The 17,429-nt window shown below is 75.5% G+C and carries 1 protein-coding gene and 1 pseudogene; both read right to left on the bottom strand.

Annotation, left to right across the window (positions count from 1 at the left end; all coding sequences use genetic code 11):
• Window positions 1–1,009: pseudogene (locus IEJ02_RS45475) on the bottom strand (beta-ketoacyl synthase N-terminal-like domain-containing protein); the annotation flags it as partial.
• Between the two features lie 21 nt (window positions 1,010–1,030).
• Window positions 1,031–17,422 carry a type I polyketide synthase gene (locus IEJ02_RS45470; RefSeq protein ID WP_191070154.1) on the bottom strand — a complete coding sequence of 5,464 codons (16,392 nt, stop codon included), beginning with the start codon at window positions 17,420–17,422 and terminating at the stop codon, window positions 1,031–1,033.
• Between the last annotated feature and the right edge of the window lie 7 nt (window positions 17,423–17,429).

Here is a 17,429-nt window from a genome sequence, read left to right as displayed (position 1 = left end):
TCCACCTCGGACGCCGACACCCCCGCGTTCTCCAGCGCCCGCCGGATCACCCGCTGCTGCGACGGGCCGTTGGGGGTGGTCATGCCGCTGGAGGCGCCGTCCTGGTTCACCGCGGAGCCGCGCACGATCGCCAGTACCCGGTGGCGATTGCGGTGCGCGTCCGAGAGGCGCTCGACCAGCAGGACGCCTGCGCCCTCGGACAGGCCGGTGCCGTCCGCGGAGTCGGCGAACGACTTGGAACGGCCGTCCCTCGCCAGGCCGCGCTGCCCGCTGAAGTACACGAACATGTCGGGGGCCGTCATCACGGTGACGCCGCCGACGAGGGCGAGTTCGCAGTCTCCGCGCCTGAGTCCCTGGGCGGCCATGTGCAGCGCGACCAGCGACGACGAGCACGCCGTGTCGACCGTCACCGCCGGGCCCTCCAGCCCGAGTGTGAAGGCGACCCGCCCGGTGACGAGGCTGCCGTCGCTCGTCCCCGGCCCGTAGTCGTGGTACATCACGCCCGCGTACACGCCCGTCCGGCTGCCGTTGAGCGACGTCGGGTCGATGCGGGCGTTCTCGACGNGCCGTTGAGCGACGTCGGGTCGATGCGGGCGTTCTCGACGGCCTCCCAGGACACCTCCAGCAGCAGCCGCTGCTGCGGGTCCATCGCCATCGCCTCGCGGGGCGAGATGCCGAAGAACCCTGGGTCGAAATCGGCCATGTCGTAGAGGAACCCGCCCTCGGTGGCGATGCTCTTGCCCGGGACGCCTGGCTCGGGGTCGTACAGGCCGCCGAGGTCCCAGCCGCGGTCGCCGGGGAATGCGGTGATGCAGTCCGCGCCCTCGCTCACGAGCCGCCAGAGGCCGCCGGGCGTGCGGACACCGCCGGGGAGCCGGCAGGCCATGCCGATGATCGCGATCGGCTCGGTGGCGGCCGCGGCGAGGCGGCCGTTCTCCTGGCGCAGCCGCGTGTTCTCCAGCATGTGCTTGCGGAGCGCCTCGACGATCTGCTCGACGGAAGTGTCCACGTTGGGTTCCCCGCTCTCCACTCAGTTCTGCTCGCCGGTCGCGAGCGCGGCGCGTACGAGGTCCTCGACCGACATGTTCCTGATCTCTTCCGCCTCGTCCGCGGCCCCGCCGGACGAGCCGGGTTCCGCCGCCCGGTCGGCGGGTGCGGCAAGCCGCAGCAGCGCGTCCAGCAGGCCGGCCTCGCGCATCCTCGCCACCGGTATCGACGCGATGGACCGCCGGATCGACGCCTCGTCAGGTTCCGTGACCGTCCCCGAGTCCCGGCCCGAGTCCCCGGCGGCCTCGGGCGACGGCAGCTCGTCGAGCAGGTGCTCGGCGAGCGCTCTGGGGTTGGGGTAGTCGAACATCAGCGTCGCCGGGAGACGGAGTCCGGTCGCCGACTTCAGCCGGTTCCGGAGCTCGATCGCGGCGAGCGAGTCGAGCCCCATCTGGGTGAATCCCGCCGCCATGTCGACCGACTCGGGCGCGTCGTGCCCCACGGCCGCGACGTGCGCGCGGACGAAGTCGAGCACGGCCCTCTCCCGCGCGTTCCCGGACAGTTCGGCGATGCGCTCGGCGAAGGGCCGCTCGCCGGCGCCCGAATCGCCCGGTGCCCCGCCGTTCGGGGCGGCGAGGGCGGCGGCGGCCGGACGGGCACCCCCGGCCGGTGTGGACGTCGCGGACCGCACGGGCCGTGCGCCGAGCAGGTCGGCCAGCAGCTGTGGCCGCTCCTCGTCGTCGACCTGCGTGGTCTCATCCAGGTGCATCGGGACGAGGACCGCCTCGCCGGCCCGGCACGCCTCGTCGAAGAGAGCGAGGGCGTCGGCGCTCTCCATGGCCGGCATGCCCAGCCTCGCCACCTGCCGGATGTCGGCGTCGGTGACGCCGCCGCCCATCTCTGTCTTCGTCCGCCACAGCCCGAACGCCAGCGACGTCGCGGGCAGCCCGTCGGCGCGGCGGTGCACCGCCAGAGCGTCCAGGAACCGGTTGGCGGCCGCGTAGTTGCCCTGCCCCGCCGACACCAGCAGGCCCGCGGTCGAGGAGAACAGAACGAACGCCGCGAGGTCGAGGTCGCGGGTCAGCTCGTGCAGGTGCCACGCCCCGGCCATCTTGGGGGCGAGCACGCGGTCGACCTGCTCGTCCGTCAGGGAGCCGATGAGGGCGTTGTCCATCACGCCTGCCGCGTGCACGACCCCGGTCAGCGGTGCTTCGGCGGGCACGGACGCCAGGAGCTCGGCCACGGCGGCGCGGTCGGCCACGTCGCAGGAGGCGAGCGTCACCTCGGCGCCGAGCCCGGCCAGTTCCTCCCGCAGTCGCGCCGCGCCGGGCGCCGCCGCGCCGCGCCGTCCGGCGAGAAGCAGATGCCTGACCCCGTGCCGGCTCGCGAGGTGGCGGGCGACCAGCGCACCGAGCCCGCCCGTCCCGCCGGTGATGAGGACGGTGCCGGAGGGGTTCCAGGGCGTCGGCGCGTCCTCGCCGCTCGGGACGCGGGCGAGGCGCGGCACCCAGATCTCCCCGCCGCGGATCGCTGCCGCGGGCTCGTCCGTCATCGTAAGGGCGGGGAGAAGGCGGGCGGCCCTGGCCGAGTGGTCGGAGTCGACGAGCCGGAACCGGCCCGGATTCTCCTCCTGGGCCGAGCGCAGGAGCCCCCAGACGGGGGCGTGCGCGAGGTCGACCGCGTCACCGTCCCGGGAGCTGACCGCGCCGCGGGTCACGACCATGAGCCGGGCGTCGGCGAGGCGTCGGTCGTCCAGCCACCCGCGCAGGACGTCCAGCACCTGCCCGGCGACCTCGCGGACGCGTGCGGGCACGTCGCCGTCAGGAGCGTCGGGCATGAGCGGGTACAGCACCGTCGCGGGAGATTCGGCGCCCGTGTCCAGGTCCGCGCGCAGGGCGGCGAGGTCGCTGTACCGCCGCACGCCATCGAGTCCGAGAGCGGTGTCGGTGCCGGTGTCGCCGAGCACCGCCCAGCCGTCCGCGACGGCGCCGGCGGCGCCGCCCAGGGGGAGCCGGTTCCAGGCCACCCGGAACACCGAATCGCGCTCGCCCGCCCCTGCGGAGACCGCCGCGTTGACGCGCTGCGCCGTGACAGGCCGGACGACGAGAGACTCGACGGTGGCGACCGGCAGCCCGGCCGGGTCGGCGAGTTCGAGCCGCACCGAGTCCGATCCTTCGGCGGCGCGCTGCTCCCCCGGCGTGATCCGGACCCGGAGCCGGGCCGCGCCTGTGGCGTGCACGCTCACCCCCGCCCAGGCGAAGGGCAGCTGGGTACCGCCGACGTCCTGCGGCCTGCGGCCCTCCATGAAGTCGGTGGCGCTGAGCGCCGCGTCGAGGACGGACGGGTGCAGCCGGAACCCGGCGGCGTCCCCGGCCGCCCAGTCGGGCAGCGCGACCTCGGCGAACGTCTCCCTGCCCCGGGACCAGATGCCGCGCAGCCCCCGGAACATCGGCCCGTAGCCGTAGCCCTGGCTGGTCAGGTAGTCGTAGACGCCGTCGATGTCCACCTCTTCGGCGCCTTCCGGCGGCCACGCCTCCGGGCGGCCCCACTCCGCGGCGGGCGCGGCGGGGCCGGACGGGGCGAGGACGCCCGACGCGTGCCGGTCCCACGGCGCGTCGGCGGGGAGGTCCTCCCGCCGCGAGTACACCGTGAACGTGCGGTGCCCGGACGCCTCCGGCGCGTCCATGACGAGTTGGACCGCCACACCGCCGGTCCGCGGGATCGGCATGATGGCCTCGATGGTGAGTTCGTCGACCACGCCGCAGCCGGCCTCTTCCCCGGCCCGCACGGCCAGCTCGACGTAGCCGGTCCCGGGGAACACCACGGTGCCGAGCACGTCGTGGTCGGCGAGCCAGCGGTGCGTCTCGACGGAGAGCCGGCCGGTCAGGACGACCGCGCCCGAGCCGGGTACGGGGACGACCGCGCTCAGCAGCGGATGCCCGGCGGGAACCTGACCGATCCCCGTGATGTCGCCCGCCACGACGGCGGGGCCGTCGAGCCAGAACCGGCGGTGCCTGAACGCGTACGTCGGCAGCTCCACCCGGCGTGGGCGCGCCGCCGCGAAGAACGCCGCCCAATCGGGTCCGGCACCCGCGGCGTGCATCCGGGCCACCGCGCGCTGCAGCCCCTCCGGCTCGGGCAGGCCTTTGCGCAGGGCGGGGACGAGCACGGCCGGGGCCTCCTTCAGCTCGCCGCGCTCCTCCAGGTCGTCCAGGCACCTTCCGGCGAGAGCGGTCAGGACGCCGCCCGGCCCCAGCTCGACGAAGCGGGTCGTACCGCGTGAGACGAGGGTGCGCACGCCGTCGGCGAAGCGCACGGCCTCGCGGACGTGCCTGACCCAGTAGCGGGGCGAGCACGCCTGCTCCGCGGTGATCGGCTCACCGGTCACGTTCGAGATCAGGGCAATCCGCGGCGGGCCGAACCGCAGGCCCCGCGCGACCTCCTCGAACTCGTCCAGCATCGGCTCCATCAGCGTCGAGTGGAAGGCGTGGGACACGCGCAGCCGCCGCACGCGCCGGCCCGCGCCCTCGAACTTCGCCGCCACCTTCGAGACGGCCTCCTCGGCGCCGGAGACGACCACCGAGCCCGGCTCGTTCAGCGCCGCGATGCTCACCTCGTCACCGGCGGCGGTGGCGGCGAGCACGCCGCGGACCTCGTCCTCGGGGGCCTGGATCGCGGCCATCGCGCCGCCGGGCGGGAGCGCCCGCATCAACCGGCCCCGCGCTCCGACCAGCGCGCACGCGTCCGGCAGGGACAGCACGCCCGAGACGTGCGCCGCCGCGATCTCGCCGATCGAGTGACCGAGGAGGACGTCGGGCGCCATGCCCCACGACTCCAGCAGCCGGAACAGCGCCACCTCGAACGCGAACAGCGCGCTCTGCGTGTGCGCCGTCTGGTCCAGGAGGGCGGCCTCGGCAGTGTCCGGCTCCGCGAAAACGACGCCGCGCAGCGGCCGGTCGAGGTGCTCGTCCAAGTGGGCGCAGGCCGCGTCGAAGGCCTCCGCGAAGGCGGGGTGGGCCGCGTGCAGTTCCCGGCCCATTCCGGGCCGCTGCGAGCCCTGCCCGGAGAACAGGAACGCGGTCGCGCCGTCCGTCCGGGCCGTGCCCGTCACCACCGCGGCGGCGCCGACGGGCATCGTGTCCGGGTCGGCCAGGGCCTCCAGGCCCCGCAGGGCGTCCTCACGGTCCCCGGCCACGACGACGGCCCGGTGCGCGAGTGCCGCACGTCCGGTGGCCAGCGAGAACGCGACGTCGGCGAGCCGCTGCCGCGGGTTCGCCCGAAGGTGCCGCAGGAGCCGCTCCGCCTGGGCGGGCAGCGCCGCCTGCGCCGCGGCGGACACCACCACCGGCAGCGGACCGGCGCCTGTCTGCCCGTGGTCCTCGGGACGCGCCGGCCCGTCCGCCGGGGCCTGCTCGACGATCACGTGGGCGTTGGTGCCGCTGAGGCCGAACGACGACACCCCGGCCCGGCGCGGGCGCCCGCCGTCCGGCCACTCCCGCGCCTCGGTCAGCAGCTCCACCGCGCCCGCCGACCAGTCCACCTGCGGGGATGGCTCGTCCACATGCAGGGTGCGCGGCGCCACGCCGGCGCGGATCGCCATCACCATCTTGATCACGCCGCCCACCCCGGCCGCGGCCTGGGCGTGCCCGATGTTCGACTTGATCGAGCCGAGGAGCACGGGCCGGCCGGCCGGGCGGTCCTGGCCGTACGTGGCGAGCAGCGCCTGCGCCTCGATCGGGTCGCCGAGCCGCGTCCCGGTGCCGTGCCCCTCGACCACGTCGACGCCGGAGGGGGGCACCCCGGCCGCGGCGAGCGCCTGCCGGATCACCCGCTCCTGGGAGGGGCCGTTCGGCGAGCTGAGGCCGTTACTCGCACCGTCCTGATTGATCGCCGAGCCGGGCACGACCGCGAGCACCGGGTGTCCGTCGCGCCGCGCGTCCGAGAGCCGCTCCACCAGCAGGACGCCGACGCCCTCGGCCCAGCCGGTGCCGTCGGCCGCCGCGGCGAACGACTTGCAGCGGCCGTCAGGGGCGAGACCCCGCTGCCTGCTGAAGTCGACGAAGATGTCGGGCGTCGGCATCACCGTCACGCCGCCGGCGAGCGCCATCTCGACCTCACCGCGCCGCAGCGCTTGGCACGCCATGTGCAGCGCGACCAGCGACGACGAGCACGCGGTGTCCACGGTCACGGCGGGCCCCTCCAGCCCGAGCGCGTACGCGACGCGCCCGGAGGCGATGCTCCCGGCGCTGCCGTTCCCGGCGTAGCCCGCCAGGTCCTCCGGCAGGTCGCGCAGGCGGCTTGCGTACTCGTGGTACATCACCCCGGCGTAGACGCCGGTCTGGCTGCCACGCAGCGACATCGGGTCGATCCCCGCCCGCTCCATCGCCTCCCAGGACACCTCCAGCAGCAGCCGCTGCTGCGGGTCCATCGCCATCGCCTCGCGCGGCATGATGCCGAAGAAGCCGGGATCGAAGTCGGCCGCGTCGTACAGGAACCCGCCGAGCCGGGTGTAGGTCTTGCCCGGCGTGCCGGGCTCGGGCGCGTACAGGCCGTCGACGTCCCACCCGCGGTCGTCCGGGAAGCCGGAGATCGCGTCGCGGCCCTCGGCGACCAGCCGCCACAGGTCCTCGGGCGACGTCACGCCCCCCGGATACCGGCAGGCCATGCCCACAATGGCGATCGGCTCATCCGTTCGCTCCCGGACCGGGGCCGGTGCCGCCCGGGCCGGCTCGGTCCCGGCGCCGAGGAGGCGGTCCTTGAGGAACGCGGCGGCGGCCCGTGAGTTCGGGTGGTCGAAGGCCAGCGTGGCGGGAAGCCGCAGCCCGGTCGCCGTCGCGAGCAGGTTGCGCAGCTCGACCGCGGCGAGGGAGTCGAACCCGAGCTCGCGGAACGCCCGGTCCGGCTCCACGTCGGCGCCGGACGCGTGCCCGAGGACGGCGGCGGCGTGCTCGCGCACCAGCTCCGTCAGCATCCGGTCGCGGTCGGCCTCGGGCGCCTCCACCAGCTCGCGGGCCAGCGCGGAACGCCCGCCGGTGGTCTCGGCGCCGGAACCGGCGGCGGCGCGGCGGACCGGCGCGCGGACGGCGCCGCGCAGGACCGCCGGCAATTCCTCCGGCCCGCGCGACGCGAGCACAGCCCGGTCGAGCCGGAGCGGGACCGTCACCGGTAGGCCGGTCGTGATGGCGGCGTCGAACAGCTTCAGGCCCTCGGCGACGCCGATCGCGGGCATGCCCAGCCGGTGCATCCGGTCCAGGTCGGCGTCCGTCAGCGCGCCGCCGAGGCCGGTGTCCACGGCCCACATCCCGTACCCCAACGACGAGGCGGGCAGTCCCTCGGCGTGGCGCCGCGCGGCCAGCGCGTCCAGGAAGACATTGGCGGCGGCGTAACCGCCCTGCCCGGCGGCGAGGGCGGTGCCGCCCGCCGAGGAGAACAGCACGAACACCGACAGGTCCATGCCCCGGGTCAGCTCATGCAGGTTCCACCCGCCGTCCGCCTTGGGCCGCAGCACCGAGGCCACCCGTTCCGGGGTGAGCGCGTCCACAGGGGCGTTGTCGACGACGGCCGCCGCGTGCACCACGCCCCGCAGCGGATGCTCGTCCGGAATCTCCGCCAGCAGCGCGGCCAGCGCGTCCCGGTCGGCGACGTCGCACCGGGCGATCGTCACCTCGGCGCCGAACCCGGCCAGGTCGGCGCGCAGCCGCTCCGCCCCGGGCGTTCCGGCGCCGCGCCTGCTCGTGAGCAGCAGCCGGCGCACGCCGTGCTCGGCGACCAGGTGCCGCGCCACCAGCGCGCCAAGCCCGCCCGTCCCACCGGTGATCAGCACGGTGCCCGCGACGGACCAGGGCGAGGGCCGGGCCGGCGCCGGCCCGGCGACCCGGACGAGCCTCGGGACCCGGATCTGCCCGGCGCGCAGCATCATTTCGGGCTCGCCCGACGCGATGGCCGCGGGCAGCGCCGTCCGCGACTCCGGCGACTGATCGGAGTCGACGAGCACGAACCGGCCGGGGTGCTCGGCCTGTGCGGCCCGCACCACTCCCCATGCGGACGCCTGCGCCGGATCGACCGGCCCGTCCTCGTCCTCGCCCGCGACCGCGCGGTTCGTGACGACGACCAGCGGCGGCGCGTCGGGGCGCTCGTCCGACAGCCGGTCCTGGACGGCGCGGAGGACGTCCGCGGTCACCGCTCGGGCCGCGGCGGGCGGGTCTGTGGCCGTGTCCGGCGTTCCCACCATGTGGATCACGGGGTCCACTCCCGCGTCCGGTGCCGTCACCGCGTGCGGGCGCCGCCATTCGATGCGGTGGAGCGACTCCGCGGCCGGCCGCCCGGCACCGAGCTGCTCCGACGTGACCGGCCGGGAGCTGAGCGAGGCGATCTTCGCCACCGGGCGGCCCGCCGGGTCGGCGACCGTCACCGCCGACAGCTCCTCGCCTCGCAACCGCCGGATGTGCGCCCTGACCTTCGAGGCACCGCCCGCGTACAGCGATACCCCGCTCCACGAGAACGGCAGCAGCGTCGTCCCCTCCTCCCCCGGTTCGGCCCCGGCCAGGAGGTCGGCGTGCATGACGGCGTCCAGCAGCGCCGGATGGATCCCGAACCGGTCGGCGTCCGCGCCGGCCCCGGCCGGAAGCTCGACCTCGGCGAAGACGTCGTCGCCGCGCCGCCAGGCCGCCCGCAGCCCCTGGAAGGCGGGTCCATAGGCGTAGCCGCGCCCGGCGAGCGCGCCGTACGCGTCATCGGCGCCGAGCCGGACGGCGCCCGGCGGCGGCCACTCCGCGAGTTCCTCGGGCGCCTCCTCGCTCTCCGCACCGAGGACACCGGTCGCGTGGCGCGTCCACGCCGCGTCGGCGTCCTCGGCGCGCGAGTAGACGTCGACCGGGCGGAGGCCCGCGCCGTCCTCGGCGCCCACCACGACCCTGAGCGCGACGCCGCCCCGCTCAGGCAGCATCAGGGGCACTTCGAGCGTGAGTTCCTCGATCCGCCCGCAGGCCACCTCGTCGGCGGCGCGGACGGCCAACTCCACGAATCCGGTTCCCGGCAGCAGAACGCCGCCGAGGACGGCGTGGTCCGCGAGCCAGGGCTGCGCGTCCACCGACAGCCGCCCCGTCAGCACGACCTCGCCCGAACCCGGGGAGTTCACGACGGCCGTGAGCATCGGGTGACCCGCGTCGTCCAGCCCGGCGGCGCCGAGATCGGTGCGCGAGCCCAGCGACGGGTCCAGCCAGTAGCGCTTGCGCTGGAAGGCGTAGGTCGGGAGATCGATCCAGCCGGACTCGGGGAAGAAGGCCGCCCAGCCGACGGCGTGGCCGCGGGCGTGGAGCCGTGCCAGGGCCGTGACCAGGGTCTGGGTCTCGTCCCGGCCGCGGCGCGCGGTGGGAACCGCAGTGGCGTCGTCGAGGGTCTGCTCGACCATAGGAGTGAGCGCCGCGTCCGGGCCGACTTCGAGGAACGTACGCACACCCGCTTCCGCCACATACGCCACCGCATCCGCGAACCGGACCGGACGACGCACCTGACCCACCCAGTAGCGGACGTCGACCTCGCTCAGCGGCTCCCCGGTCACCGTGGACACCACCGGGATCCGCGGCGGACCGAACCTCATGCCCTCAAGCGCGCGNAACGCATGCGACACCCCCAACCGACGCGTCTTCCACCCCCTGCCCGCACACACCCCCACCACCTCGGCAACAGCCCCCTCAGCGCCAGAAACCACCACCGACACCGGACCGTTGACCGCCGCGATCTCCACCCCACCCGGCAACAGCGGCACAACCTCGCCCTCCGCCGCCTGGACGGCGAGCATCGCCCCACCGGGGGGAAGCGCCTGCATCAACCGACCACGCACACCCACGAGAACACACGCGTCGGCGAGCGAAACCATCCCGGCAACATGCGCAGCCGCGATCTCCCCGACGGAATGCCCCACCAGATAGTCCGGCCGCACACCCCACGACTCCAGCAGACGGAACAACGCCACCTCGACGGCGAACAAGCCCGCCTGCGCCCACACCGTCTCATCCAGCAAACCCTGGTCATCACCCCACAACACCTCACGCAGCGAACCCTCCAACACACCCTCGAACCCGGCACACACCTCATCGAACGCGGAGGCGAACACCGGAAACGCCCCATACAACTCACGCCCCATCCCCGAACACTGCGCACCCTGACCCGTGAACATCAGCGCGAGTTCGCCGGGGGCCGCGATGTCCGTGATCGCGCCCGCACCGGCGGCGACCGTCTCCAGGCCGCGAGCGAGGTCCTCACGGCTGGTGCCGATCACGACGGCGCGGTGCTCGAGGGACGCGCGGGTGGTGGCCAGCGCCCGGCCCGTGGCGATCAGGCGGTCGTCCGTGACGGTGTCGAGGTGGGACCGCAGCCGCTCGGCCTGCGCACGCAGAGCCTCGGCGGACTTCCCGGACAGGACCCACGGGATGTGGCGCGGGGCGGCCTCGTCCCCGGCCGGCGGTCGGCCGCCGGCGGGCTCATGCTCGGCCGGGGCCTCCTCGAGGATCACGTGGGCGTTGGTGCCGCTGATGCCGAACGAGGAGATACCGGCGCGGCGCGGCCGGACCTCGGCGCCGGCGGCGGGCCAGGCGACGGGCTCGGAGAGGAGTTCAACGGCGCCGGCGTCCCAGTTCACCTGATCCGTGGGTGTGTCGGCGTGGAGGGTGCGCGGCAGGACGCCGTGGTGCATCGCGTGCACCATCTTGATGACGCCGGCGATTCCGGCGGCGGCCTGGGTGTGCCCCACGTTGGACTTGATCGATCCCAGCCACAGCGGACGGCCGTCGGCCGGGCGCTCGCGCCCGTAGGTGGCGAGCAGCGCCTGCACCTCGATGGGGTCGCCGAGAGTCGTGCCGGTGCCGTGCCCCTCCACGGCGTCCACGTCGGCCGGCGACAGCCCGGCGGTCGCCAGCGCGCGCATGATCACGCGCTGCTGGGACGGCCCGTTCGGGGCGGTGAGGCCGTTGGAGGCGCCGTCGGAGTTCACCGCCGACCCGCGGAGGATCGCGAGCACCTGGTGCCCGTTGCGGCGGGCCGCGGAGAGCCGCTCCAGCAGCACCATGCCGACGCCCTCGCTCCAGCCGGTACCGTCGGCGCCCGCGCCGAACGACTTGCAGCGGCCGTCAGGGGCGAGGCCACGCTGGCGGCTCATGTCCACGAATGTGTCCGGAGTGGACATGACGGTGACGCCGCCCGCGAGTGCGAGCGAGCAATCGCCGCGCCGCAGCGCCTCGATGGCCCAGTGCATGGCGACCAGGGACGACGAGCAGGCCGTGTCCACGGTGACGGCGGGCCCTTCCAGCCCGAGCGCGTAGGCGACACGTCCGGAGACGACGCTGCCGAGGCTGCCGTTGCCGTGGTAGCCGGCGAGGTCCTCGGGAAGGCGGCCGAGCCGCAGCCCCCAGTCGTGGTACATGACGCCCGCGAACACGCCCGTGTCGGTGCCGTGCACCGAGGACGGGTCGATGCCCGCGCGCTCGAACGTCTCCCAGGAGATCTCCAGGAGGAGCCGCTGCTGGGGGTCCATCGCCTGGGCCTCGCGGGGGCCGATGCCGAAGAAGGCGGCGTCGAAGTCGGCCGCGTCGTACAGGAAGCCGCCCTCGCGGGTGGAGAGCCCGCCCGGCCCGCCGATCTTCGGGTCGTGGACGGTGACGTCCCAGCCGCGGTCGTCCGGGAAGCCGGAGATCGCGTCGCGGCCCTCGGCGACCAGCCGCCACAGGTCCTCGGGCGACGTCACGCCCCCCGGATACCGGCAGGCCATGCCCACGATGGCGATCGGCTCATCCTCCGCCCCGACCGGGACGGCGGCGGGGGCGTGCCTGGTTCCCGGACGGGCGGTGGCGGCCCGGGCGTCGCCGATCTCCTCGGCGAGGTGCGCGGCCAGGGCCCGTGGCGTCGGGTAGTCGAAGGTCAGGGTGGGGCTCAGCCGCATCCCGAGGGCGGTCCCGAGCCGGTTGCGCAGCTCGACGGCGGCGAGGGAGTCGAAGCCCAGCTCGTTGAACTGCCGTACGGCGCCGACGGCAGCCTGATCGTCGTGGCCGAGGACGGCGGCGGAGTGCAGCCGGACGAGGTTCAGCAGCGCGGCCTGGCGTTCGACGGCGCCGAGCGCGGCCAGCTCGCGGGCGAACGACGGTTCGCCGGCCGGGTCGGCGGCGGCCCGGCGGCGCGCGGTGGGCGCGAGGCCGCGCAGCAGGGCGGGCATGTCGTCGCGGTCCCGCAGCGCGCGGCGGTCCAGCCGCAGGGCGGCTACGGACGGGACGACGGCGGCCGTGGCGTCGTCCAGCGCCGCAAGCCCCTCGGACGGCCGCAACGGGGTGATGCCGAGCCGGCCCATCCGGCGCAGCGCGGCGCCGTCCAGTCCCTCGCTCATCCCGGCCGCGGCCCACGGCCCCCACGCCACCGATACGGCGGGCAGCCCGGCCGCGCGACGAGACGCGGCCAGGGCGTCCAGGAACGCGTTGGCCGAGGCGTAGTTGCCCTGCCCCGCGCCGTCCAGGATCGCCGCGGTCGAGGAGAACAGCACGAAGGCCCGCACGTCGAGATCTCGGGTCAGCTCGTGGAGGTGCCAGGCGCCGTCGGCCTTGGCGGCCAGCACGGCGTCCAGCCGTTCGGCGGTGAGGGAACCGATCACGCCGTCGTCCAGCACGCCCGCCGCGTGCACGACGCCGCTCAGCGGGGCCTCGGCGGGGACGGCGTCCAGCGCGCGGCCGAGGGCGGCGCGGTCGGCGGCGTCGGCGGCGAGGATCGTCACTCCGGCCCCGAGCCTGGTGAGTTCGGCCTCCAGTTCGGCCGCGCCGGGGGCGTCCGGTCCCCGCCTGCTCAGCAGCAGCAGGTGGCGGACGCCGTGCCCGGCGGCCAGGTGGCGGGCGACGAGCGCGCCGAGCCCGCCCGTCCCGCCGGTGATCAGGACGGTTCCGGAACCCCACGTCTCGCCGGGGGACGGTGCCACCGCGGCGAGAGGCGCCAGGCGCGGGACGCGGAGTTCGCCGTCGCGCAGGTCGAGTTCGGGCTCGCCGGTGGCGACGGCGGTGGGCAGCGCGTCCCAGGACGAGGCCGTACCGTCCACGCCGGCGAGCACGAACGTGCCGGGGTGCTCGGCCTGCGCGGCCCGCACCAGCCCGCGCAGCGCGGCGAGCGCGGGCGAGGGCGCGTCACCGGTTCCGGAGCGGGCCACCAGCACGAGGCGGGACGCGGGAGACCGCTCGTTCGCAAGCCACTCCTGGATGACGTGGAGGGCGCGGTGCGTCACGGCGCGCGTCCGGGCCGGTTCGTCGCCGTCCGCGTCCGGTTCCTCGAACGTCACGAGATCCGGGGCGTCGGCGCCCGCACCGTCCTGCTCCAGCGGGTGCGGAACCCATTGGACGTGCAGGAGCGGCGCCGCCGCCCCGGCGGTGCCGAGGCCGCCGGCGGGGACGGGGCGGACGAGGTAGGAGTCCACCGACGCGACCGGCGCGCCCGCCGGATCGGCCAGGTCGAGCGCGACCTCGTCCGGGCCCCGGGAGGTGATGCGCACACGGAGGGAGGAGGCGCCGGTCGCGTGCAGGGAGACGCCCGTCCAGGCGAACGGGAGCCTCAGCGTGTCCGGGACGGGTTCGGGGGAGGCGAAGTCGGTGGCGTGCAGGACGGCGTCGAGGAGGGCCGGGTGCAGGCCGAAGAGGGCCGCGGACTCCCTCGCCCCGCCCTCCAGGGCGACCTCGGCGAACACCTCGTCCTCCCGGCGCCACACGGCCCGAAGCGCCCGGAAGGAGGGGCCGTAGCCGTAGCCGGCGTCGGCGAGGCGGTCGTACAGGCCGGTGATGTCCACCGGCCGCGCGCCCTCGGGCGGCCACACCGCCAGCGTGGGTGCGGCCCGCTCGCCCGCGGCGCGCGCTCGGGGACCGGCGAGCAGGCCGCCGGCGTGCCGGACCCAGCCGTCGTCGGGGGCCGCGTCGCCGGTGCCGCCCTCGGTCCGCGAGTACAGCTCGATGGTCCGCCGTCCCCGCCCGTCGTCCGGGCCGACGGAGATCTGCAGGGATACCGCGCCGTCCGGCGGCAGTGCCAGCGGCGTCTCCAGCGTCAGCTCGGCGACCTCGTCGCAGTCGGCCAGGTCGGCCGCGCGGAGGGCGAGGTCGAGTAACGCCGTCCCCGGCAACAGCGTCGTTCCGGCCATGACGTGGTCGGCGAGCCACGGGTGCTCGCGCAGCGAGACCCGTCCGGTCAGCACGACGCCGCCGGCGGCGCCGCCGAGCCCGACGGCGGCGCCGAGGAGCGGATGACCGACAGCCAGCTGGCCGAGGGACGCCGGGTCGTCCTTGGCGGCGGGCGCCTTCAGCCAGAACGTGCGGTGCTGGAAGGCATACGTGGGGAGTTCGACGCGCCGTGCGCCGCGCCCCGCGAAGAACGCGGCCCAGTCCAGGTCGGCGCCGCGCGCATGCGCCAGCGCCGTGGCCGACAGCAGCTCGCGCCGCTCGTCGCGGCCGCGCCGCAGGACCGGGACGAAGACCGCCTCGTCCGCGCGGTCGGCGAGGCAGTCCCGGCCCATCGCGGACAGCACCGGGTCCGGGCCCAGTTCGAGAAAGGTCCCGGCGCGCCGGCCGGCCATCCACCGGACGCCGTCGGCGAAGCGGACCGGTTGCCGGACGTGCCGGACCCAGTACTCGGGCGAGCAGAGCTCCGCGGCGGTGGCAAGCCCTCCCGTCACGTTCGACACGACGGGAACCTGCGGGGGCGCGTACGTGACGATCTGGGCGACCTGCCGGAACTCGGCGAGCATCGGCTCCATCAGCGGCGAGTGGAAGGCATGGCTGACCCGCAGGCGCCTGGTCCGGCGGCCCTCGGCCGCGAACCGCGCGGCGATCTCCAGGACCGCGGACTCCTCGCCGGACAGGACGACCGCGCCGGGTCCGTTGACCGCGGCGATCGCGACGGCGTCCTCGTGCCCGCGCAGCCGCGCCGCCACCTCGTCCTCGTCCGCCTGGACGGCGACCATCGCGCCGCCCCGCGGCAGTTCCTGCATGAGGCGGCCCCGCGCGCCGACGAGGGTCGCCGCGTCCTCCAGCGACAGCACTCCCGCCGCGTGGGCCGCGGTCAGCTCGCCGACCGAGTGCCCGGCGAGGTAGGCGGGCCGCAGACCCCACGATTCGACAAGCCGGAACAGCGACGCCCCGACGGCGAACAGGGCGCTCTGCGCGTACGCGGTCTGGTCGAGGAGCGCGGCGCTCTCGCTGCCGGGTGCTGAGAACAGCACGTCCCACAGGGAGCGGTCGAGCTGGAGGTCGAGATGGCCGATGGCCTCCTCCAGGGTCCGCGCGAAGACGGGGAACGCGTCGTACAGTTCCCGGCCCATTCCGTGCCGCTGGCTGCCCTGGCCGGTGAACAGCAGGGCGAGGGCGCCGCTGTCCGCGGTGCCCCGCACCACACCGGGGGCGTCGCCGGTGCCGGCGGAGATCGCATGGAGGCCGCGCAGCAGGTCGGCGCGGTCGCCCGCCACCACGACGGCGCGGTGATCGAGCGACGCGCGGGTGGTCGCCAGGGAGAAGCCGAGGTCGCCGAGCGCGGGTGCCGCGCCGCCGCCTCCCTCGACGTCTCCCTCGACGAGGGCGAGCAGCCGGGACGCCTGGCCGCGCAGCCCCGCCTCGCTCACGGCAGACACCACGACGGGCGTGGGCGCCTCACTCCCGCCGTCCGGGTCACCGTCCGGGTCGCCGTCCGGCTCGGACGGGGCGGGTTCGGGCGGCTCCTCCAGGATCACGTGCGCGTTGGTGCCGCTGACACCGAACGACGACACCCCGGCCAAGCGGGGGCGGTCGCCGCGCTCCCACGGGACCGGCCGGGTCAGCAGCTCGACGTGCCCGACCGACCAGTCGACGTGCGGGGAAGGCCGGTCCACCTGGAGGGTCCGCGGCAGCTCGCCGTGGTGCATCGCCATGACCATCTTGATCACGCCCGCGGCGCCGGCGGCGGCCTGGGCATGGCCGATGTTCGACTTGATCGAGCCGAGCCGCAGCGGGGCGCCGGCTCGCCGGTCGCGCCCGTAGACGGCGATCAGGGCGTCCGCTTCGATCGGGTCGCCGAGCGTCGTTCCGGTGCCGTGGGCCTCGACGGCGTCGACCTGGTCACCGGACACGCCGGCGTCGGCGAGGGCCTGGCGGATGACGGCCCGCTGCGCGGAACCGCTCGGCGCGGTCAGCCCGTTGCTGGCGCCGTCGGAGTTGACGGCCGAGCCGCGGATGAGCGCGAGCACCGGGTGGCCCGCCGCGAGGGCGTCGGAGAGGCGTTCCAGCACCAGTACCCCGGCGCCCTCGGCGAACGCGGTGCCGTCGGCGGCCGCCGCGAACGGCTTGGCCACCCCGTCCGGGGCCAGGCCGCGCTGGCGGCTGAACGCGGTGAACGTGCCGGGCGAGCCCATGATCGCCACCCCGCCACCCAGGGCGAGCGCGCATTCGCCGCGGCGCAGCGCCTGCACGGCCAGGTGCAGGGCCACCAGCGACCCCGAGCACGCCGTGTCCACGGTGAGCGCGGGCCCCCGCAGCCCGAGCGTGTAGGCGACCCGGCCGGACAGGACGCTGGGCGCGCCACCGGTCAGCAGGGACCCGTCCAGGCCGTCCGGCGCCTCGTGCAGCCGCGGCCCGTACTCCTGAGGCTCGGCGCCGATGAACACGCCGGACCGGGTGCCGTGCAGCGACCGCGGGTCGATCCCCGCGCGCTCGATCGCCTCCCACGCCGTTTCGAGGACGAGGCGCTGCTGCGGGTCCATCGCGGTCGCCTCGCGCGGACCGATCCCGAAGAACTCGGCGTCGAAGCGGCCGGCCCCGGCGAGGAAGCCACCGCGCCGCACGTAGGTGGTGCCGGGCTCGTCCGGGTCGTCGGAGAAGAGGCGGTCCAAGTCCCAGCCCCGGTCCTCGGGGAACGCGGAGACGACGTGGGCACCGTCCGCCACCAACCGCCAGAGCAGCTCCGGGGAGTCCGCCCCGCCGGGGAACCGGCAGCCGATGCCCACGATCGCGATCGGCTCGTCCTCGGCGACCCGCGGGCCCGGCGCGACTCCTTCCCCGTCCGCACCCTCGTCCGTGCGCCCCAGCAGCTCGGCGCGCAGCCGTGCGGCGAGCGCCGCAGGGCTCGGATGGTCGAACGCCACGGTGGCGGGCAGCGCCGTCCCGGTCGCGACGGTGAGCCGCGCGTGCAGGTCGACCAGCGCGAGGGAGTCCAGGCCGATCTCCCGGAACGCCCGCCCGCTCTCGGGCGGCAGGCCGGTCTCGGGCACGCCGCGCCCCATGTGCCGCAGCGCGGCGGTGGTGTGCGCCGTCACCAGCTCGAGCACGACCCGGGCCTGCTCGGCCTCCGGCAGTTCCGCGAGCCTTGCGGCCCATGTTCCCCGGCGCTCCTCCCCTTCAGCGGGAATCGCGGCCCGGCCCTCGGCCGCACCGTCTTCGAGGCCTCCGAAATCACTCATGAGAACG

The organism is Streptomyces sp. 5-10, assembly GCF_014712245.1.
GTDB lineage: Bacteria > Actinomycetota > Actinomycetes > Streptomycetales > Streptomycetaceae > Streptomyces > Streptomyces violaceusniger.
This window is presented reverse-complemented; position numbering and strand designations above follow the sequence as displayed.